The sequence below is a fragment of the Pedobacter sp. GW460-11-11-14-TSB4 genome, from assembly GCF_059423705.1.
In genome coordinates, this window is sequence record NZ_JBWKYI010000014.1 from 1 (window position 1) to 21702 (window position 21702).

At 39.7% G+C, this 21702-nt stretch carries 16 protein-coding genes; 9 read left to right on the plus strand and 7 right to left on the minus strand.

What is annotated here, in order from left to right; translation table 11 throughout:
- Positions 1–318: 318 nt before the first annotated feature.
- Both AC07YT_RS14820 and AC07YT_RS14825 read left to right on the plus strand, forming a co-directional pair.
- On the plus strand, positions 319–2313 hold the full coding sequence (locus AC07YT_RS14820; RefSeq protein ID WP_086545788.1) for an ATP-binding protein: 1995 nt from the start codon (positions 319–321) through the stop codon (positions 2311–2313).
- A 217-nt stretch (positions 2314–2530) separates the two neighbouring features.
- Entirely contained in the window at positions 2531–3376 is an 846-nt protein-coding gene (locus AC07YT_RS14825; RefSeq protein WP_086545789.1) for a FimB/Mfa2 family fimbrial subunit, read from the plus strand.
- A 59-nt stretch (positions 3377–3435) separates the two neighbouring features.
- Here the strand turns inward: AC07YT_RS14825 and AC07YT_RS14830 are convergent, their stop codons facing one another.
- Both AC07YT_RS14830 and AC07YT_RS14835 read right to left on the minus strand, forming a co-directional pair.
- Positions 3436–4068 carry a class I SAM-dependent methyltransferase gene (locus tag AC07YT_RS14830; protein ID WP_145954217.1) on the minus strand — a complete coding sequence of 211 codons (633 nt, stop codon included), beginning with the start codon at positions 4066–4068 and terminating at the stop codon, positions 3436–3438.
- A 54-nt stretch (positions 4069–4122) separates the two neighbouring features.
- A complete protein-coding gene (locus tag AC07YT_RS14835) occupies positions 4123–4743 on the minus strand; it encodes a Crp/Fnr family transcriptional regulator (protein WP_086545791.1) in 621 nt (206 codons plus the stop codon).
- A gap of 364 nt (positions 4744–5107) precedes the next feature.
- Between AC07YT_RS14835 and AC07YT_RS14840 the strand changes: the two genes are divergently transcribed.
- The 6 genes from AC07YT_RS14840 (at position 5108) to AC07YT_RS14865 (ending at position 14859) form a co-directional block, all read left to right on the plus strand.
- A complete protein-coding gene (locus AC07YT_RS14840) occupies positions 5108–5683 on the plus strand; it encodes a sigma-70 family RNA polymerase sigma factor (RefSeq protein ID WP_086545793.1) in 576 nt (191 codons plus the stop codon).
- A 71-nt stretch (positions 5684–5754) separates the two neighbouring features.
- Positions 5755–6909, plus strand: a complete 1155-nt coding sequence (locus AC07YT_RS14845; protein ID WP_086545794.1) for a FecR family protein — start codon at positions 5755–5757, stop codon at positions 6907–6909.
- A gap of 248 nt (positions 6910–7157) precedes the next feature.
- Positions 7158–10538 (plus strand): TonB-dependent receptor, encoded by a 3381-nt coding sequence (locus AC07YT_RS14850; RefSeq protein ID WP_494945385.1) that lies wholly within the window; start codon positions 7158–7160, stop codon positions 10536–10538.
- Between the two features lie 23 nt (positions 10539–10561).
- Positions 10562–12229: a RagB/SusD family nutrient uptake outer membrane protein gene (locus AC07YT_RS14855; protein ID WP_086545796.1), complete on the plus strand. Its 1668-nt coding sequence runs from the start codon at positions 10562–10564 to the stop codon at positions 12227–12229.
- A gap of 25 nt (positions 12230–12254) precedes the next feature.
- Entirely contained in the window at positions 12255–13214 is a 960-nt protein-coding gene (locus AC07YT_RS14860; RefSeq protein WP_086545797.1) for a BT_3987 domain-containing protein, read from the plus strand.
- Between the two features lie 133 nt (positions 13215–13347).
- Entirely contained in the window at positions 13348–14859 is a 1512-nt protein-coding gene (locus tag AC07YT_RS14865; protein WP_086545798.1) for an alpha-L-fucosidase, read from the plus strand.
- A 100-nt stretch (positions 14860–14959) separates the two neighbouring features.
- On the opposite strand, the gene AC07YT_RS14870 is transcribed toward AC07YT_RS14865, so the two are convergent.
- From AC07YT_RS14870 to AC07YT_RS14880, 3 genes are all read right to left on the minus strand, one after another.
- Positions 14960–15229 carry a hypothetical protein gene (locus AC07YT_RS14870; RefSeq protein WP_086545799.1) on the minus strand — a complete coding sequence of 90 codons (270 nt, stop codon included), beginning with the start codon at positions 15227–15229 and terminating at the stop codon, positions 14960–14962.
- Between the two features lie 195 nt (positions 15230–15424).
- A complete protein-coding gene (locus AC07YT_RS14875; protein WP_145954218.1) occupies positions 15425–15991 on the minus strand; it encodes a hypothetical protein in 567 nt (188 codons plus the stop codon).
- Positions 15992–16016: 25 nt separating this feature from the next.
- Positions 16017–17138 carry a phosphatase PAP2 family protein gene (locus tag AC07YT_RS14880; protein ID WP_494945386.1) on the minus strand — a complete coding sequence of 374 codons (1122 nt, stop codon included), beginning with the start codon at positions 17136–17138 and terminating at the stop codon, positions 16017–16019.
- A 604-nt stretch (positions 17139–17742) separates the two neighbouring features.
- Here AC07YT_RS14880 and AC07YT_RS14885 point away from each other — a divergent pair.
- Positions 17743–17892: a hypothetical protein gene (locus tag AC07YT_RS14885; protein WP_494945387.1), complete on the plus strand. Its 150-nt coding sequence runs from the start codon at positions 17743–17745 to the stop codon at positions 17890–17892.
- 22 nt (positions 17893–17914) lie between these two features.
- Here AC07YT_RS14885 and AC07YT_RS14890 read toward each other — a convergent pair whose 3' ends face one another.
- Together AC07YT_RS14890 and AC07YT_RS14895 are read right to left on the minus strand one after the other, a co-directional pair.
- Positions 17915–20182, minus strand: a complete 2268-nt coding sequence (locus AC07YT_RS14890; RefSeq protein WP_086545803.1) for a GH92 family glycosyl hydrolase — start codon at positions 20180–20182, stop codon at positions 17915–17917.
- Positions 20183–20333: 151 nt separating this feature from the next.
- Positions 20334–21560 carry an acyltransferase family protein gene (locus tag AC07YT_RS14895; protein WP_086545804.1) on the minus strand — a complete coding sequence of 409 codons (1227 nt, stop codon included), beginning with the start codon at positions 21558–21560 and terminating at the stop codon, positions 20334–20336.
- Positions 21561–21702 lie beyond the last annotated feature (142 nt).

The window sequence follows — 21702 nt, forward strand, 5'->3', positions numbered from 1 at the left end:
ATCAAAATAGATTTTAATGGTTCTTTTATTTTTATAATTTAGTAAAATAAATAGTCAACTTTTTCAAGGACTAGACATATAAATTATTCTGCGGCGAGCTGTAAATCAGTATTGTGTTGGATTGAATCTGGCATTTCTACTCATCAGATCAGCAAATCGGGTGATTTTTCGCTTTAGAAGATAAAAAACTGGATCAATAATCGCTAATTTCAAACATATCGTCAGAATTAATGTTGATTAAATCTAAGCAAGTCTAATGAATCTGAAAATAAATTTACTTTTTAGGAGTGCCGCCATACCTTTTGTTAAAGCGGTACTATGGAACTGAACAATAAACCCAATCTCTTCGAGGGCTATTTAAAGGGTGGCGGCGAAATGGGGGAACTGACCAGAAATTTTGATTGGGCAGGGACTGAACTTGGGCCTCCTGAAACCTGGCCGGTAAATCTGCTGACTTCTGTAAGTATCTTGTTAAATTCCAGGTTTCCGATGTTCCTTTGGTGGGGAGAAAACCTGATACAATTTTATAATGATGCCTATCGCCCCAGCCTTGGCGATCAGGGCAAACACCCGGGAGCACTGGGCGCAAAAGCTGTTGATTATTGGGAGGAAATCTGGAGTGTAATTTCTCCGCTGATTCATCAGGTTATGAATACCGGTGAACCGACATGGAGCGAAGATCAGTTGATTCCGATTTACCGTAACGGTAAACTTGAAAACGTTTACTGGACTTTTGGCTACAGCAGTGTAAACGATGAGCATGGAAATGTATGTGGTGTAATGGTAATCTGTAATGAGACAACAGAAAAGGTAGAGGCACTTCTTTCGCTCACTCATGCCAAGAATGCGCTGGAAAAAAGCAAACGTGATGCAGAAAATCAGCGTGATCGGTTAAAACAGTTTCTGATGCAGGCACCAGCTGGGATATGTATACTGGAAGGGCAAGATTTGGTATATGATTTTGTAAATCCAGGCTATCAACAGTTTTTTCCGGGCAGAAACTTGATTGGAAGACAGTTATTGGAGGCTGTTCCCGAAATCCGTGATCAGGAAATACATGATATATTAAATCGGGTTCTGGCAACAGGAGTGACCTATACTGGTGAATCGCAGTTGATTCCGCTGGCTTATACCGATAGTGGTCCGGTTGTCGATCGTTATTTCAATTTTGTTTATCAGGCAAAATACGGGGACAAAGGTGAGGTTGATGGAATTATTGTTTTTGCATTTGAGGTAACCGCCATGGTTGAAGTGACTCGCGATCTGGAAAAAGCAGAGGATAAACTCAATCTCGCAATCGAAGCGGCTATGATTGGCACCTGGACGGTAGATTTAAATAAAATGACCCTAAATATCTCTTCACGCACAGCTGAACTTTTTGGCTTTGAGGAACGGAATAACATTTCCATGGAAAAAGTAGGCGAAATTATCGTTCCTGAAGACAGGGAAAGGATTTTATTGGCCAGGAAACTGGCATTGGAGACTGGTAGTGATTATTGTGAAGAATATAGCATCATCCCACTGGGTGCTACGGCTCCAAAATGGATTCGTTCAATGGGTAAAACCTATTACGATGCGGGTGGAAATGCGCTTTATATGACCGGGGCTATTCTGGATATTTCAGAACAGAAATTGAATGAAAACAGGAAGAATGATTTCATCAGTATGGTAAGCCATGAAATGAAAACCCCGTTAACGTCGATTAGTCTTTACCTCCAGCTTCTGGGTACCAAGGCAAAGGTGATGGAAAATCCGGTTACCGCATCGCTGCTGGATAAGGTTAATGGTCAGCTCAAAAAAATGGAGGGGCTTATTAATGGTTTTTTAAACATCTCAAGGCTTGAGTCGAACAAGATTTACCTGGATAAGGAACGCTTTGATCTTGATATGCTGATTAGCGAATCTCTTGCAGAATTTAAGCTGGTGGCAAAAGATTTTAATATTGATTTCCAGCAGTCCTGTGTGGTTTCAGTTCTGGCCGATCGCTATAAAATCAGTTCAGTGCTTTCCAATCTGCTTAATAATGCCATGAAATATTCGCCTAGGGGTAGGAAAATAAGCGTAAAATGTGGTGTTTATGGCAATAACGTGCGGGTAAGTGTAGCAGATGAAGGAATGGGGATAAAACAATCTGAAATTCCCAAACTTTTTGAAAGGTTCTATCGTGTAGAGACGCTCCACACGACTACGATTTCAGGCTTTGGCATTGGCCTTTACCTAAGCGCAGAGATTGTACAGCTCCACGGCGGCAGGATCTGGGTAGATAGTGAGATCGGTATAGGTTCCGTATTTCATTTTGAGCTACCGGTTTAGCGGCTTTGAAGGCATATTCTCAGGTAACTAATTATAAATTCGGGGACGAGTCACCGTAGTTGTCTTTATTGCACACATTTTTGTAAACGGAATTTCCAATTATGGTTAAACAGGTTTTTTTTAATATAAAACATGTGTATGGGGTTACAGATTGGTATACATTGCATTAATTGAAGGTTTAAATTACCTGATAATCAATAACTTTAGGTAAAAACCTATGAAAAAGTTATTTATTCTACTCGCGCTTACGCAGATTATTATAATTTGTTCTTGCCGAAAAATTCTGGAAGGCCACGGCGGTCAGCCAGGGGGTACCACACACCAGATTACCTTTCAGTTTTCGGGACTTAATCACACCGTCGGGCAGCCAAATGTGGGGATGCAGCCTGAACCATTACAAAATTACATTAGCCAGCTCAGTGTGATTGCTTACAATGCCAAGACAGGTTCTGAAGTTAAACGGCTGACACAGTTTTCTACACAGTCAGGTTTTGGACAGGTGGTATTTAATCTTGATCCGGCACAGTACAATTTTGTGGCCGTTGGATCTCAGTCGGCATTTGGCATTAATCAGTTTTATAAACTCGATACTATTCCGGTATACCTTCCTTACACGCAGGCTACTATCGAATATATACAGGAGGGTCCTGATCCCTATTGGAGGCACTACCAAACTGGTGACACCTTTTTATCCCGAAAAACAGTTAATGTAAATAATAATCAAACCGTTGAGATGGTTATGGAACGTATTGTAGGCAAACTCGAATTTGAAGTGAATGACGCTCCTAACTTCAAGGTATCTGAAATTTATGATGAAAAAACGGCGTTTAAGGTATCTGCTGATTCATTACTTCACCGGGTTAAGACCTACAGTTTTCCTGAATATACTGCTGTAAATGGTAAAATCAGTCTTTATATGCTCAATACCACCGGAAATCTGGCGATCGAGTCGGGTGTATGGTTACATCCGCTTTATATTCAGGATATACGGGTATACAAAAATAAAACAACCCTGGTTAAAGCTAAGGTGTTGACCGGAGAATATACGATAACGGTTCAATAAGCTGTGAATTTAACAAGCATAGTATTTCCGCTAAAGGATAGGAGATCGATGTTAATGTGCTATTTAATTTTACAGACCAATACCAGATCTGTAATGACCAGATCACCCTGACCAGGAGAATCATAGCGTTTGAGGAGGAGCGTTTCAAAGTTGTTCTGCTCGAGGGCTGTAGATAAGTAATCTTCGCTATGGTAATTTACGTACACTTTGTCGCCGGTGCTGGATATTTGATACCTCGATTTATTATTTTCGTCTTCTTCCATGGTACTCAAATAAAAAACACCACCTGGTTTTAACAACTTAGAAACATTTGAAATTAGTTTAATGGTTTCCTGCTGTGTTAAATAGGGCAGGCAAAAGCCGCAGGTAATCCCGTTAAATTTCTCTTTAATGGTGTCAATCTCACGGCAATCCATAAGTTGAAATTGAGCCTTAGGATTATTGGCCTGGGCAAGGCCGAGCATTTTTGACGACAGATCGATTCCTAAAACCTGGTAACCTGGTTGCTTATCCAATAGGTATTTGGTGATGTTTCCAGGGCCGCAGGCAATATCAAAAACACGGGCATCATCTGCTGCTATATTGTCAAAAAAGACCTTGAAGGGTTCAGCATATAAACTAACATCCATGAATTTTTCCTGGTATATTTTTGCCGATTTGTCAAATGCGTCAGCAGCCTTTAATATTTTCATGCCTTCTTCAAGATAAATGGTAAACAATTAAATTAAAAATACGCAAAAGCAGTCTTATGTTTTTTTGTTTTCGCTTGATCGGATCCTACTGAGCGTTTCCAGTCGTAGTCCGATAAATGAAGCGACGTATCGGAGCGGCACACGGTCAATCATCCAGGGAAAGGCTTGAAGCAGGTGTTTATAACGCCCCGTAGCAGATGGGATCTGGCAGATAAAACCCCTGTCGTAGGCCCCTCTGTAATGAAGCTCCATAATCTTTCTCCCAATAATGTTTGCCTCTGGAAAATTTTTATAAAGCATAGTAGTGAGCTCATGAGGTATGGCAATCAGTTCCACATCTTCTATGGCCTGAAGGTATTCGTCTGATTCTTCAGCAGTCCATAGATTGCGGATGGTTCCTACAATTTCATATTCCTGGCATATCCATGAAGTAATTTCAGTTCCCGAATCCTTGTAGAATCCCCTTACTACTCCTTTTAAAATCAGGTAAAGATATCTGTTACGGTCTATTGGCGAAATAATGTATCTGTTTTTACGAAAACTTACCGGAAAGGTGAGGGAATCGATTAATGCCTCCATTTCTACAGTTAGGGGATGAAAGCTATTGTATAGGGCAATAAGTGGGGAAGCACCATTATAGGAGTCCCATTTGCTGTTTTCCTGTGCGCCGGCCATGATTCTTTAGTTTAGCTTTTCGGATGATGATAAAAGTAATTAAAAGCCTAAACTTTTCAAATTTTCGTTGTTCGAAATTAGTTGAGCCTACTTGCTTCTCCTGTTTCTATTTTTGATTTTTTTACAAGGATCTTATGCTTATTAAAGTGAACGTTTTGCCAAATACATTTAATAAACAACCTGTGTTTAGCCTTATTTTCATAAATCGTAATGCTTATATGTTGTCTCCCGGTTTCTAATAATAGCGTTTCAGTTTGCATGCTGAAAAAACAGAACAAATGATGATGGTAAAGTGTACTGATTGTATTTCAGCATACCATTTTTTTTACAATTTACAGCTTTTCATTAACCTGATAAAAATTCAATGCGGAATCAAATACTGCCTTCCTTAACTGATGATGAGCTGGTTCTTTTATTAAAAGAATCAAATCATACTGCTTTTGAAGAGCTGTACAACCGTTACTGGAAAAAAACGCTGAGCCTTGCTGTACATAAATCAGGTGATCTGAACGAAGCAGAAAACATAGTTCAGGATATTTTTGTATCACTATGGAATAGAAGAGAAGTACTTGTAATTAATACCTCTTTCAATAATTATCTGTTCGTTTCCGTTAAATACCGCGTTATTAAATTCTTGGATAAACTAAGATCCATCCGTATATACCAGGAGAATATGGCCGTTTCAGCAGATGTATTAGATGATTCTACGCAGCAGTACCTTGATTTTGAGGAGCTAAGAGACAGACTGGAAAAACTAATCTGTGCCTTACCCGAAAAAACATCATTGATCTATAGGATGAATAAAGATGAAGGAATGAGTCACCGGGAAATTGCACAATCTTTAAATATGACAGAAAAGGCGGTAAACTCTCAGTTAGTGAGAACAAAAAAAATCTTAAGGGCCGGCTTAGATACCTTTCTGTGCGGTTTTTTACTTTAATGGATTTTTTTTTGAAATAATTTGAGTCATTTATATACTTCAGGGTACCTGTATATATAAACCAAATAGAAATGACCAAGTTTGATCCAATCCGGTTACAGGAATTAGCAAATAAATACCTTAATGGAAGCCTAAATCCTGCTGAGGAACTGGAGTTTGATCAATGGTTTAGTTCTAACCCCGAAAAGCCTGATCTGTCACAGTTTAAGGTGGATTTTACTGAAGATGAGCATCGGTTGGAAATTTTAAGAAAAATTAAGAATCAAATTGCTTCCGGACAAAAAACATGGTCTTTAAGCTTGTGGAAACGTTTAGCCATAGCAGCATCAATACTTTTGTGTTTAGGTACTTATTTCATTACCACCAACAATAATAATAAAACAGAACAGGATATTTCTCAAAATATCGTTAAAGATGCAAAACCCGGGACAGATAAGGCTTATCTGACTTTATCCAGCGGAAAACGTATTCTGCTTAACGATGCACTTAGCGGTAAACTGGCCAGTCAGGCGGGAGTTGAGATTACCAAAACAGCCGATCACCAATTGATCTATAAAGTTATTGACCAGCCAAAAGATCAGGCGGCTACTAACTTTAATACTATTGAAACACCGAGAGGAGGACAGTATCAGGTGCTTTTACCAGATGGTACACATGTGTGGCTAAATTCTTCTTCCTCATTAAAATACCCTGCATCATTTGCATCAATGAAAACCCGTAGGGTCGAACTCAAGGGAGAAGCTTATTTCGAGGTGGCCAGGGATAAGAAAATTCCTTTTTTAGTGCGTATAAATGACAGGGCAGAAGTGCTCGTTTTAGGAACTCATTTTAATATTATGGCCTTTGATGATGAGCCTGTTATCAAAACGACCTTGATAGAAGGATCGGTAAAAATTGCAAACAATAACTTTAATAATCTGCTAAAACCGGGAGAACAGGCTGAGCTAACGGATGCAGGGCAAATAGTTATTAACCAGGTAGATGTAAATGAATCGATAGCATGGAAAAACGGTCAGACGCTATTTGTAGACCAAGACCTGAAAAGCATAATGCGCCAGGTTTCTAGGTGGTACGATCTGGATGTTGAATATCGGGGTGTAATTCCCAAAAGGTTGTTTACCGGAGGAATCTCAAGGGAAGCCAATTTATCAGCGCTCCTGAAAATACTGGAACTGAGTCATATAAACTTTAAAATGGAGGGCAGAAAAATTATAGTAAGTCCCTGATTGTAGCTAACCTAATACTAACCAACTAACAAAATATGAGAAAAAACTAACCAACCTAAACCGAACTGGGTTAATTAAGAACCGGCAGTGCTGCGAACACCACCGGTAGTATTTGATTAACCTTCCGCCGAAACGGTAAACTATGCTAATAATTTAATAACCAAATAATCCTTAAATGTATGAATTTTTATACGCCTTATAAACCTATGCGTAAAAAGCACAGGCTACTTTTTAAAATAATTCTAACCATGAAGCTCACTTTTCTTTTTACCGTATTAATTTGTGTGCAGGCATCTGCAACAGGTTTTGCACAACAGGTAACCTTATCGGAAAGAAATATTTCTTTAAAAAAGGCATTTTCAGTTATCCAGAAACAAACTAAATACGTAATCTGGTATGAAAATGATCTGCTACAGGGAACACATAATGTTAATTTATCTTTAAATAACGCCTCTTTACAACAGGCTCTTGATGCCTGTTTTAAAGATCAGCCTTTAACCTACACCATAGTTGATAAAAACATTGTCTTACAGCGGAAAACCGCCCTTAATACCATTAAAATTTATAGTGAGATTAAAGGAACGGTAAAGGACGAAAAAGGATTGGGGCTGCCTGGCGTGAGTGTGAAAGTAAAAGGTTCGTCTATTGCTTCGCTAACTAATGGATCTGGTATTTATTCGATTTCTGCTCCTGATGGGCCGGTTACATTGGTTTTCAGTTATATAGGCTACGAGACGCAAGAAGTGGCTGTAACTGGTAAAACAGAGGTTAACGTGCAGTTAAAAACATCAAGTAGTAGCTTGACTGATGTTGTAGTTGTAGGTTATGGTACACAGAAAAAAACAAATCTGGTAAGTTCTGTTGCAACCGTTAGTGGTGAGGTTTTAGAAAACCGGCCATTGGTAAATCTGGCACAAGGTCTTCAGGGTGTTTTACCCAATCTTAATATTAATTTAAATAATGGCGCTCCCGGTAAAGGTGCTTCCTTTAATATACGTGGTTTTACGTCTATGAATGGCGGAGATCCATTGGTTTTGGTAGATGGGGTGGTAATGGATCCTAATTTGATCAATCCCTCTGATGTAGAGAGTGTTTCCTTATTAAAAGATGCAGGCGCCGTTGCCATATATGGTAGCCGTGCTGCTTTTGGCGTATTGCTGATCACAACAAAAAATCCTAATAAGAACACAGCGCCAAAGTTTAGCGTAAACAGTGCTTACAGTTCTTCCAGACAAACTTACTTGCCTCAATACCTCAACTCTGTAGATTATGTACGCATGTTTATGGAAGCTGATCAAACTGGTAAAAACGGGGGCACTGCAGCAGGCGAGCCATTTACTGATAAAGATCTGGAAATGACGGTCAAATACTTTAATGATCCAGCAAATAATTCTCCCGTTTATCCAGATCCTTCAAATCCAAATAAATACCGTTATGTAGGCAATACCAATTGGCTTGATGTATTATATCCTGGATGGGCACCAATGTTAGATAATAACATTTCGATAAGCGGAGGACAGGGTAAGATTGCCTATATGGCCAGCTTGGGTAATTTAAATCAAACAGGTTTATTAAAAGAGGCTGACCAAAAATTTAACCGTTATAATGCAACCTTAAAGCTAAGCGCTGAGGTAACTTCCTGGTTGGATCTTAACTTCAAGAGCACTTTAAACAGGACCACCTACAATACGGCAAATGTACCTGGAACGACAGGAGCAACATTCGATTTTGCTTTTATTCCAACCGATCTACGTCCGGTAATGCCTGTGAAGCATCCTGATGGGAATTATGCAGGTCAGGGAAACTATACCAATATGGTGGGGGTGATGGCTCAGAATGGACGCGCAACCGATGTTAAAAATGACCTTTGGCTCACCGGCGGATTTGTGTTAAAGCCACTTAAAAACTTTAAGGTGGTAGGCGATCTAACCTGGAACAATTACGCAGAAAACATCACAACACAGTTTAAGAAATTTAACGAATATGGTGTAAACGGGGTTTTGCTTGGCACTTACCCCTGGACCACACCTGACCGGATTTTTCGCAGTAATGCAAGTGATAACTATCATGCCATAAATGTTTATGCAGAATATGGCAATACATTTTTTAACGATCACAGTGTAAAGTTGATGGTTGGGTATAATGAAGAATTAAAACAGGCCAATTCTTTTAATGTAATTGCCAACAACCAGCTCGATCCAGGCCTTATCAGTCTAACACCAAATTCTGATGCAACAGCCGTTTCTTCTGCGGTGGGAAATTCACTCTCTGAATGGGCTGTACAAGGTGCTTTTTTACGGTTTAACTACGATTATAAAAACAAGTACCTGCTGCAAGTAACAGGTAGGCAGGATGCTACATCACGCTACGCAAAAGGACAGCGTACCGTATTTACGCCATCTGTTTCTCTTGGCTGGCGTGTTTCTTCCGAAAGTTTCTTTGAACCAATAAAATCGGTGATTAGTGATTTAAAAATCCGTGGATCTTATGGTACATCGCCAAATCAAGTTTCCGGATCGAATTATCCCTACATCGTAACCATGCCTACCGGCCAGAGCAGTTATATATTTGGCAGCCAGAAGGGGAATGTGGTAACTGCGCCAGGTTTGGTAAGTACCAGTTTTACCTGGGAAAAGGTAACCAGTAAAAATATTGGACTTGATTTAACTGCATTTAAGAATAAGTTGGATCTGTCATTCGATCTCTACCAAAGAGATACCAAAGGAATTTTGAGACCTGGCTTTGCTGTACCTGCCGTATTGGGCACTGCTGTTCCACAACGAAATTCTGCAGATGTGCGTACCAAAGGCTGGGAATTATCAGTTGGCTGGAAAGATAAAATTGTTTCAGATCTAAACTATAACCTTCGTTTGGCTCTTTCCGATAATCAAGCTGTCGTTACAAAATATGAAAACAATCCTACGGGAAGTCTGTCAGACTATTACAACGGTCAAAAAATTGGTGAGGTGTGGGGATTAGTTACCGATCGTTTCTTCAACAGTGATGCAGAGGCTGCAGCAACTAACCAGGCACAGGTATGGGGTGGGAAATGGCTGGCTGGTGACCTTAAATATGTCGATTTGGATGGAAACGGCAAAATTGATTACGGCACCAATACATTGGGCAATCCAGGCGATCAAAAAGTACTGGGAAACAATGCTCCCCGTTACCAGTTTGGCTTAAACTTAGGTTTGAATTATAAGGGATTTGATTTTACCGGCTTTGTTCAAGGCACTTTAAAAAGAGACTTTTGGCTTGGGGGAAACTACTTCTGGGGTTTCACCAGCGAATATGCAGTTCCAATGAACTATAACATGGATTATTGGACACCAAGCAATACAGAGGCCTATTATCCTAGGTTGAGGTTTGGTGGCGGTGGTAATTTTGCAACCCAGAGTAAGTATAAACAAAATGCAGCCTATGCCCGTATCAAACAGCTTACGTTGGGCTATACATTTAATAATGCATTACTTAAAAAAGCAAAGATCAGTAAGTTAAGGATATATGCCACCGGACAGAACCTGTTTACCATCACCGAGCTCAACGAAGGCTTTGATCCTGAATTATTAGGCACAACGAATTATCCACTAAGCAAAAGTTTCTCATTTGGTCTGCAACTGGGCTTTTAGCGTAATCACTTAAAACTATTACAATGAAAAAATATTCATATTTAACGATTTTACTGATCATCGTGGTATCACTGCAGGCCTGCAGAAAAGATTTTCTTGACAGGTATCCCTTAGATCAGATCAGTGAACAGACGTTCTTTAAGAATGAGAATGATCTGAAATTATATGCAAACAACTTTTATTCAACGCTACTGGTTCAGACTTTTAATACAGATAACAACTCTGATAATTTTGTACCAAGAGACAAGGATTCTTTTCTGAATGGAAATTATGTAGTGCCCAATACCGATGCAAACTGGAACTGGACAACTGTCAGGCAGCTCAATTACTTCCTTGCCCGTTATCAGAAGGCCGAAGTATCTGCTTCAGTAAAGAATATTTATGCTGCAGAGATCAGGTTTTTCAGGGCCTATGCTTATTGGCGCAGAGTTGTCCGCTTTGGCGATGTACCCTGGTTAAGCAAAGATTTAACGGAAACCTCTCCTGAACTTTATAACCCGCGTACACCAAGAAAAATAGTAATGGATTCGGTTTTAAACGACTTAAATTTTGCAGTGGCCTACCTTCCGAATCCCGCAAATGCAGAACAGGACCGCTTAAACAAAGATATTGCCAATGCACTGAAGTCAAGGATATGTTTATGGGAGGGTACCTATAGAAAGTATCATAATTTAGGAGATGAAGCCCCTTACCTGAGGGCGGCAGCTGATGCAGCTCTTGCAGTAATGAATTCTGCTAGTGCTTATGCCATTTATTCAACAAATAATCCGGCAAGTGATTATTATAATCTTTTTTTACAGGAAGAGTTAAGGGGTAACAAAGAAGCGATTATGGCTAGGAGATACCTCAAAGATGTAACGATGCACAATACAACCCGGCAAATAAGCGATATACCGCCAAGTTTCAGTAAGAATTTTGTAAGGTCGTTTTTATGCAAAGATGGGAAACCTACAGCATTAAGCCCACTTTATGTGAATGATGATACGCCCGATAACGAGAGTACAAACCGCGACCCGCGATATACACAGCTGATCATGTCGAGAGGTTTTGTAGTAACCCGTAATGCAGATGGCACTACCGATGCAATGACTTTGCCGCGTATCCCAGGAACGGTAACAGGTTATTCGAGTGTAAAATACCGGAGTGCTGACCCCTTACAGTTCAATGCCAATCAGTCTACATTAGATCTGTTTATTTTTAGGTATGCAGAAACATTGCTTATTTATGCCGAAGCAAAAGCTGAGTTGGGTGAGGCAGATCAAACCGTTATCGATAATACGATCAATAAAATAAGGGCAAGGGTAGGTATGGCCAATATGGTTGTTTCCACATTGGTTAAAGATCCTAACTCTGATTTTCCCTCTCTTCCAGTCCTCTTGGATGAGATCAGGAGAGAACGCAGGATAGAGCTTGCGCAGGAAGGCTTTAGGTTTGACGATTTATTGCGCTGGAAAGCAGGCACACAGATCAATAAAGCTGAAACCATTTTAGGTATGAAACTTACGCCTGCACTAAAAGCACAGTATCCTGCAAGCCAGGTAAGTGGTATCGTAGTTGATGCAAATAACTATATCCGTGTTTACACTGACATAACTGCGAGATCCTGGAATGATAAAATGTACCTCTATCCGCTGCCGATCCAGGAAACAACATTAAACCCTAAATTATTGCCGCAAAATCCTGGTTGGTAGTTTTAATGCTTAAATCATAAAAGAAATGAAAAAGATATTCTTATTAACGTGTATTACAGTCATCATATTTAGCGCTTGCAAAAAAAAGGATTACGAGGCGGCTCCTAATGGCAATTCGCTGGTAATGGCTTACCCTGCTACGAAATTTTTTAATCTGGCCAGTAGTGGCTTAAACTATTTTGATGCAGCGCTACTCAATCTCGATCTGTCAAAAACCACAGATACGATTTCAGTATCGGCCAATATCGGCAACCCTTCAGGTAGCGATATGAGCGTGACGATAGGTCTAGATCAGAATGCTTTCAATACATACCTGGCCAATAAAAATAATAAACAGTATGCATTGATGCCTTCTGCTTATTATAAAATACCAGCAACAAATGCAACCATTAAAGCGGGGCAGACTACAGTGCTGTTTAAAATTGCAGTTTATCCATCTTTATTTGATATTAGTCAAACGGGGTATCTGTTACCTGTTAGCATTATGGGTAATACAGGGTATGAAGTAAATAACAATATGAAGACCGCTTATTTTCATGTTGAGAAAGATCCAACTCCTCCATTTAGCCGGGCGGGCTGGACAATAACCGATTTCGATTCGCAGGAGTCCAGCGGTGAGGGGCCTAACAATGGCAGGGCTGTTTTTGTACTCGACAATAACAATGCTACATTCTGGCATTCACAATGGCAGAACGCACAGCCTGTACTACCGCATTCGGTCACTATTGATATGTCTGCCACCCAGGTGATGCATGGGGTTTGGTTTATTCCACGAAGTGGTGCGAGTGCAAAAAAAATAAATATAGCGGTTAGTACAGATAATTCAATATGGAAAGACCAGGGCACCTATTCATTTGACAAAAGCAGTGCGAGGCAGAAGCTTAATTTTAGCAGTACGGTTAATGCACGGTATTTCAAGTTTAATGTGCTGGAAATGTACGATACCAACCAGTTTGCCCAGATTGCAGAAATTGGCGCTTATTAAAATCCTTAATTAGCCTTTTTAGGTTAGTTGGTTTAGTTAAATTGGGGCCCTTCTTAGGGAGGGCCTTTTTTTATCTGTAGATCAATACTTTATCAAAAAACAAAACTTAACACACAAACGATTAAATAAACAAATGAAGAGAACACTAATTGTATTATCCTTATTGTTAACTGCTCATGCTTATGGGCAACAAAAAAGCATTGTAAGTATTTCCAAAGCAGATAATCAAAGTACTATAATAGCTAAGGCGGCCAATGTTGTGCCATCACCCAGGCAGCTGCGCTGGCAAACATTAGAGCTAACTGCCTTTTTTCATTTTGGGATCAACACTTTTACCGATCGTGAATGGGGCGATGGTAAAGAAGATATATCTAAATTCAATCCCGAGCTGCTCGATGCCGAACAATGGGTTAAAGCCATTAAAGCGGCTGGTTTTAAACAGGCCATAATCACTGCTAAACACCATGATGGTTTTTGCTTATGGCCAAGTAAATTTACGGAGCATAGTATAAAAAATACTGCATACAAAAATGGCAAAGGAGATGTCGTAAAAGAAGTTGCAGATGCCTGCAGGAAATATAATATCGGTTTTGGTGTTTATTTATCACCCTGGGATCGTAATAACCCATCTTATGGATCAGATGCTTACAATACTTATTTCGTAAACCAATTAACCGAACTGCTAACCCAATACGGTAAGGTAGATGAGGTTTGGTTTGACGGAGCAAACGGAGAAGGACCCAATGGCAAAAAACAGGTTTACGATTTTAATACCTGGTATACGCTAATTAGAAAACTGCAGCCCCAGGCGGTTATCGCTGTACAGGGACCTGATGTACGCTGGGTAGGTACAGAAACAGGTGTTGGTCGCGAAACAGAATGGAGTGTTCTGCCTATGGCTGAACAGAGCCAGGAGAAAATCGCAGCATTATCACAGAAGGAGGTAAATGTAATCCCAACCTTATCAGGTTCATACAAAGACCAGGACCGTGGCAGCAGAAGTAAATTGATCAATGCAACAGGTTTAGTCTGGTATCCGGCCGAAACAGATGTAAGTATTCGTCCGGGATGGTTTTACCACACCAATGAAGATGCTAAAGTAAAAACACCTAAGAAGTTAATGGATATCTATTTTACATCAGTAGGTAGAAACGGGGTTTTACTTTTAAATATTCCACCCAATACAAAAGGTTTAATTGCGGATAGTGATGTTAAAAATTTAGCTGCCTTTGGACAAAAAATGAGGAGCACATTCTCGAATAATATCGCCAAAACAGCAACGGTTAGTGCTACATCCGGTAAAAACATAAAGACTTTATTTGACGGGAAATTGAATACTTACTTTACCACACCGGGCAAAGATACCACAACAACAATCGAATTAAACTGGGCTAAAGCTGTAACCTTTAATGTATTGTCGTTACAGGAAAATATTGCCATCGGACAACGCATAGAGAAATTTGAAGCAGAATATTTTGATGGTAAAGAATGGATAAATTTCACTTCAGCAAGCACTGTAGGTTATAAGCGCTTATTAAAATTTAATGAAGTTACCACAAAGAAAGTAAGGTTTAAGATTTTATCGTCAAGATTGAACCCTTCGCTTGCAGAATTTGGATTGTATCTTTTGGATGAAAAATATTAAGTTTTAATTTATAACCAGCTTAAGCTGCCTTATTTTAGGGCAGCATTTTTTAAAAGGCTAAAGTACAAAAGGTCAAGTAGTCAATTTGGTTATAGGTAATTTATTTGTTTTTGGCATTTAACGATGTACGTAAGGGGGCAGATAAGGCAAGCATTTCGCATACTTTATCATTCCAGTCTATCAATGCATCTTCGGGAGAAGTACCAAGGCCTGAAACATCGTGTTCCTCTTCAAAGGATAATACCGCATAATAGCAATCGCCATCCTGATAAACGGAGGGTTTAAATTGCATGACAAAGGTTGGCAGCCGGTACCTGTTGTAATCAAAATCTACAAGTTTTCCGGGGATCGTTCGGGCCTGCGGTTTCATAGCTTGCTGTTTTATTGAAACATGTTATTTACCTGTTTTCTGCTTAGAGCATACAAACGCATTTCTAATTTAGCCCATCTATGTTTCCTTAAGGTTAGCAGCTTGTTGTTTATTTGTTAAGCGTTTAGTGGGGGATTTGTTTTTAAGTAAAAAATGGCGAAGTGTGTTTTTTCTAACATGTAAAGCAACGTTTATTTAACCATTCATATAGTAATTTAGTATCCAGTAACACTGAAATATAATAAATGCTGATACGGTAATCAGATGCACCCATTTATTGTTTGTTCTTGCAGCGTTAAGGCAAGCAATAATGTGAATAAACTCTCTGATGGGATAAACTTTTAACATTTCTGTATGATAACCAGGGCCTTTTAAATAAGTATCTACAGCATCAAATAAAAAGAGTACAGCCAGGATAGAATAAAACCACTTTTTCCGCGACAAAAAATAGGTTTTATAATCTTTGTAATCCCTCATATCTTCTGGAAACAGCAAAGCAGCTAAGGTGTAGTAAGTGATCACATAAATCACCAAAAACAGGTATTTTAGAAAATCCCAATGTTTTATTTCGGTTAAGTGAACCTCAAACCACCAAAAGTACACCGTACTTAAAAACATATAAAAAGCCCACAACAAGTGTGTGATGTATGGTTTTAGCCGATCTGGGTGCTCAATGATTTTAACTACACCTTTTAATGAGTGCGTGATGCTTAGCCCCAGAATAATACCGAGAACAGTTTTGATGTGGGTGAAGGTCTCCATAGATACAGATTAATGAATGACTTGATTACCAGAGATAAGCGGTGAGACTCAATCCAAAGGCTAGGTTGTCAAATTTAACTTTTTCCATCCCATAGTCTTTGAAACGATAAGTACCATCCTGGTCGATCTCTTCTATTATATCAAGTTTGAAGTCGTTATCTGAATTAAAATAATTAACATAGGCTTTGATCCCAATATTTCTTTTGATCTGTTTCTGGATCCCTGCACCTGCTGACCAGCTGAAAGAACTTTCGGGTTTGTATCTGAAATAAGGTAATTCTACTGTACCGAAAAGCCCCTGGAAATCTTCCCGTAGGTTCAGGATGATTTCACCTTGTGCGCCTACAGCTGTTCCGGCACCTAGTTTTCCGGTTATAAACCAGTTTCTGGCGAGCGGAATATTAAAATACGGACCTGCATGAATATAACGGATGCCCATTGGCTGGGTATAATGCCCTTCGCTAACGGTTGGGATATCTATGTCGTTGAATTTGAGGTTGTCGTCGTTTATTGGGAAACTTGAAAAAGCGAACTCTCCGCCAATCCCGAAATTCTGGCTAAAAAACCAGGCACCATCTATACCAAAATTAAAACCACCTCTTGCAAAAAGATCTTCAGATCGTGCGGTAAGGTCTTTACTCAAAGCTTGAGCATAGCCTAATTTAAGCTCGATGAAACTAGGTTTAAGACGTACAGGGACATGATTATTCGTTAACTTGATATGTGTGCCGTTTTCTTTAAAAATTTTATCTGCAACAATATACCCAAGTTCTGTTGATAGGATGCCAATTCCGGCACCCGCCAGCACATCGGAGATCCAATGACGGTTGTTCAATTCCCTGCCCACTGCAGTAGCCGTAGCAGCGGTGTAGGCACCTACACTATACAGCGGAGAACGGTACTGGCCATATTCCTTATGCAGAAATGTAGCATTCATAAAAGAATTGGCCGTGTGCCCTGATGGATATGAATTTTTTGAACTTCCATCAGGCCGCTCAACTTTTGCAGTATATTTTACTGTATTCACTACCGAAGCCATAATTACTGCGGAGAAAGCATAGGAAACAAGTGCTCTACCCATTTTATGCTTTCCTTTCACTCCTGCAGCATTCAACCCTAATACGGTTACCACAGGGGCATACTGCAAATAGTCGTCATAATGGTATCGGAAGGTCGGCAGGTAGCGGTTGCGAAAACTGCGTACATCTTTTCTTATTCCCCATGTGGCTGCACTTCCTGCCAGCAATAGGGCGGGAACAACAGAAACCCTGACTGGCTTTGAATTCCAAAAGCTATTTTTTATACGAACAGAGTCTGTAACATGATTTAGCTGAGCGTAGGAACTTTGGCAGATCAATATCATATTCAAAAAGACAAGGGAGAAAGTAAGTCTGTTTTTAGCTCGAAAAAGGGTAGTTGATCGCATATTAATTTATTTGAGTGTTAAAGCGTCATGTATTTAAGCATTTAAATCAATCAGATTTATCCTTCAGCACAGATAGCAGCTCTTTAGTCTTCTTTACTAAGATAATCATTTTTGGCATTTTCCACCTCAAATGCAGTTCTGCAAGCAATTGCCCAATCTGGTAGTTGCTTGTGTGTTTTATGGAGGGCCGCTAACCTTTATATCAATGAAATTGATGGTGAGTATGTGGTTAACATACTGCTGGGCGGTATCCTCAAGAATAAAGATAAAATTTTTCTGCTGTTAATCTTTTTGGCATAGATATAGTCAAATCAACACCTATACCATGATAACAATGAAGGTGGAAAAGAAAACTTTAAATACATCAGATAAAACCGAGAATGAGGTGCCTGAAAGCATCTTCCCTAAAAGGATGATACTTTTTATCCTGGTACTAAGTGCGCTACTCATGACCTTGATTTTATTTAGAAATTAACTGCGTAGATATTCATTTAGGCTTACTGCTGTTTAGACTGGTTTTTCAGGATTCGAAGCATGGCCGGTTGATCTTCCAGATAAAAGACCAATTTGCCGCCCTGAACCAGCGATTGATGTGTAATCTGGTTTTTGGTAAAAGTCTTTCCATTTAAAGTGATTTTTGAGCTATAAATAGATTTTTTACTCTTTTTAATGGCTATAATGGTTAATTTTTTGCCGTTATTAAATGAAATGATGGTTTGCTTAAACAGGGGGCTGGTGAGTTGATAATTGCCTGAAACGGGATCTACCGGATAAAAGCCGAGTGCTGCAAAAACATACCATGCCGACATCTGTCCGGCATCGTCGTTACCACTTAAACCACCAGCACCTTCACCATACTCTTCTGCCAGAATGCGCGATACCTGCAGCTGGGTTTTCCAGGGTGAAGCGGTATAATTATATAAAAAGGGGATCTGGTGACCAGGTTCGTTCCCATGCCAGTATTCCTTCTTGTCGAAAAGAGCATCCAGTTCATTTTCGAGTTTTTTGCTTCCGCCCATTAATTTAATCAATCCGGGCATATCATGAGGTACGTAAAAAGTATACTGTCTTGGGGTTCCTTCCGTAATATAGGGCTCACGGTGATCGGGATAAAAAGGATTATACCAGTTTCCATTAGAAAAACGCCCCCGAACCATTCCCACCTTTGGATCAAAAACGTTCCGGTAGTTAAATGATCGTTTCAACAGTTGCCGGTAATCGGCTTCTTTGCCCAAATCTTTAGCTATGCTGGCAAGGGCATAATCATCATAAGCATATTCTAAAGTCCGGCTCACCTGTTCCCTTTTATGAAAAGCATCAGGGATACTGTCTTCCATTGGGATATAGCCGTATTTTAAGTAACTGTTAATGCCACGCCTGCCTTTTCCATTCAAATAATCAACCGAATCGGGCATTTGAAAGGCATTCTGTCGCATCAGCCGGTAGGCTTCATTAATATCGTAATTACGGATGCCTTTATTGTAAGCCGAGGCGATAAAGGCGGTAGCGTGATCGCCAATCATGGCGGCAGTATAATTGTTCCAGCAGGGGAAAATCGGCATCCAGCCACCTTGCTGGCCTTTTAAGATCATTGATTGAACAAAGCTATTCGCTAAATCGGGTTTCAGTAGTTCAACTAAGGGCAGTTGTGCGCGGTAAATATCCCACATCGAAAAATCATCATAATAATCGCCTTTATTTATGGTTTTGTTCTGATATTTCCCATCAAACTGTGGATATTTCCCATCTACATCATTGTATAACCTGGGATGTTGCATGGCATGATAAAGGGCCGTGTAAAAGATTTTTTTTCCTTTTTCATTGGTATCTGTAATGTTTACCTGTGATAACGATTTTTCCCAAATCTGATTCGTTCGTGCCAACACCGTATCGAAGGTATCATGTTTAATTTCACTTTCCAGGTTTGCCCTGGCTGCATCGATACTGGTAAATGATGTGCCTGAATACACGATGAGTTGCTCCCCCTTTTGCAGTTTAAAGCCTGCAAAAGCACCAATGTCTTTTTTGTTGCTGATACTTTGCTGATTGAAAATATGGCCCTCGCTATAAACCCCTGCTGAAGTAAAGACTTTTTTAAAACGGATGAAGAAATAACCACTAAAGCCCGCAGGTGTTCCCCATCCCTGATAAATCCGGTGAACAGGATTATAACCGGAAATTTCACCTTTTTCTGCATCAATTTGAATAAAACCCTTGTTTTGATCGCTGTTGGGTGTAACCAGGATATAAACGCTATCTGTTTTTAGCGCGGTGATTCGCATTACACCGCTTCTAAGACTGGCTGTAATTTCTGTCAACAATTGATGCTGAGGTAATTTTAACTTATAATAGGAAGGGGTAGAAACTTCGTTTTCGTGTATATAATCTTCTGCATAATGAGCTGATTTGGTTTTAAGCTGGCCAGAAATGGGCATTATGGTAAAGCTTCCATAATCCTGCGTACATGAACCGCTAATCCAGTGTGTTGCCCTAAAGCCATAAAATTTTTTGTTGTTATAATAATAAGGGGCAAGGCATTTTTTTTCAGTCAGTTGTGTTTGTGGAGTCCACTGGGTCATGCTGAATGGTGGCGCAACCGCTGGGATGGTATTGGCCAAACGCTCTGTTTTATCTTCGATGTGCTGACTTGCCAGTGTAGTGCTTGCCGAAGTACCCGAAAAGGGTTGAACATAAGGAATTAAATGCTGCTGCTGTGCATATGTAACATCGGTATAAGTGCTAGCTGCAGCTAAAAGGAACAGCAATTATAGTCTCTTTTTATAATTTGATGTTATCTTTTTTAAATCAGTTAGCAACATATAGAAATAATGGATATAAAAATCAATATTACGGAAGTTCTTTTATCGTTTATTAATGCCTAGTGGTAATCTGGTGTTTTTAATAGAAAATTGCTCGTTAAATTTTTAAGAACCATTTTCTATCATAAAGAAATTTCAATATCGCAAGCTGGATCAACAATACACCAGTCCATAATCCTGCCTGCTGCCAGATTAAAGGTAGTTTAGTTATAATTCCACCAAAGAGGAATTGCGAAGTAGATTCGAAATTGAAAAGCCCATGCGCACAAACATAAATTAAAATAGAATTGGTGCCTATCCAGATGAAGGGCGTGCTCCATTTTTGATGACCGCTAATGTCAATAATGTAATAGAACAACGCCAATAAAATAACACTAAAGCCGCCAGTCAGCAGTACGAAAGAACTCGTCCACATGTTTTTATTGATCGGAAAAAAGATATTCCAGAATAATCCGGCAAAAATGAGCACCAATCCTGCTGTAAGGAGTAAAATAACTTTTTTATTCGGAGTAAAGCGGTTATTTTTTGAATGAAGAAATGACCCTGTAAATACGCCCAGTAGCGCTGTTGCGATTGCAGGAATGGTGCTGAGTAATCCTTCGGGATCGTAAACGCTTCGATGAAGTTTCCCGGGTAACCACAAACGGTCGATATAGGCGGCGAGGTTCCCTTCGGGTGTTAATACCGCATTTCCGAAACCCGGTACGGGTATCATGATCATAAAAATATAGTAACCCACCAAGATCCCTGCCAGCCAGATAATCTGTTGGTTTCGTGAAAAATTAAGGTAAATTAAGGCTGCAAAGAAAGTAGATAGGGCGATACGACCGAGCACACTGGCAAAACGGGTCGCTTCGTAGCCCTGCCATTTTAATAAACCGTTTACCACCATTCCAAGTATAATTAAAATCAAAGTTCTTCTGATCAGGGCGGTATAAATGCTTTTTGCCGAATTTTGATTGTCGTGTTTTGTGCTTAAATGTTTCTCATACGAAAAAGGCATAGCAACACCCGATATGAAGATGAAGAGGGGAAAAATCAGATCGTAGAAAGTAAAACCATTCCATGTACTGTGGTGCAGCTGATTGCTGATGCCAATCAATAACTCCTCGAAAAATGATAGACTCTTTTTGGTTGCAATCTTCCAATCGCTGGGATCTCTGATTAAAGCATGTTCCTTCATTACACCGCTTGCCAGCCCGTGAAAGATGCCTTCACCGCTAATGATCCAGAACATATCAAAGCCGCGAAGCGCATCTAGCGAAAGTAGCCTTTTCTTTTCTGGAGCGTGTATATTCTGTTGTATGGTTTCAGTATCGGGCATGTTATCGCGGTAATCTATTTGACGGCAATGCTTGATTATTTGTTAATCAACGAAGTAATGGTTTCCTGCTGACAATAAATTTAAGATTTTTGAAGGATTTTAATGGATCATGTGTTTAGCATGATTGGAAAAGAAATTTCTC

Bases quoted from the DNA above. Each gene is read 5' to 3' on its own strand.
- AC07YT_RS14820 (WP_086545788.1), top strand. From the start codon at position 319: ATGGAACTGAACAATAAACCCAATCTCTTCGAGGGCTATTTAAAGGGT.
- AC07YT_RS14825 (WP_086545789.1), top strand. From the start codon at position 2,531: ATGAAAAAGTTATTTATTCTACTCGCGCTTACGCAGATTATTATAATT.
- AC07YT_RS14830 (WP_145954217.1), bottom strand. From the start codon at position 4,068: ATGAAAATATTAAAGGCTGCTGACGCATTTGACAAATCGGCAAAAATA.
- AC07YT_RS14835 (WP_086545791.1), bottom strand. From the start codon at position 4,743: ATGGCCGGCGCACAGGAAAACAGCAAATGGGACTCCTATAATGGTGCT.
- AC07YT_RS14840 (WP_086545793.1), top strand. From the start codon at position 5,108: ATGCGGAATCAAATACTGCCTTCCTTAACTGATGATGAGCTGGTTCTT.
- AC07YT_RS14845 (WP_086545794.1), top strand. From the start codon at position 5,755: ATGACCAAGTTTGATCCAATCCGGTTACAGGAATTAGCAAATAAATAC.
- AC07YT_RS14850 (WP_494945385.1), top strand. From the start codon at position 7,158: ATGAAGCTCACTTTTCTTTTTACCGTATTAATTTGTGTGCAGGCATCT.
- AC07YT_RS14855 (WP_086545796.1), top strand. From the start codon at position 10,562: ATGAAAAAATATTCATATTTAACGATTTTACTGATCATCGTGGTATCA.
- AC07YT_RS14860 (WP_086545797.1), top strand. From the start codon at position 12,255: ATGAAAAAGATATTCTTATTAACGTGTATTACAGTCATCATATTTAGC.
- AC07YT_RS14865 (WP_086545798.1), top strand. From the start codon at position 13,348: ATGAAGAGAACACTAATTGTATTATCCTTATTGTTAACTGCTCATGCT.
- AC07YT_RS14870 (WP_086545799.1), bottom strand. From the start codon at position 15,229: ATGAAACCGCAGGCCCGAACGATCCCCGGAAAACTTGTAGATTTTGAT.
- AC07YT_RS14875 (WP_145954218.1), bottom strand. From the start codon at position 15,991: ATGGAGACCTTCACCCACATCAAAACTGTTCTCGGTATTATTCTGGGG.
- AC07YT_RS14885 (WP_494945387.1), top strand. From the start codon at position 17,743: ATGATAACAATGAAGGTGGAAAAGAAAACTTTAAATACATCAGATAAA.
- AC07YT_RS14895 (WP_086545804.1), bottom strand. From the start codon at position 21,560: ATGCCCGATACTGAAACCATACAACAGAATATACACGCTCCAGAAAAG.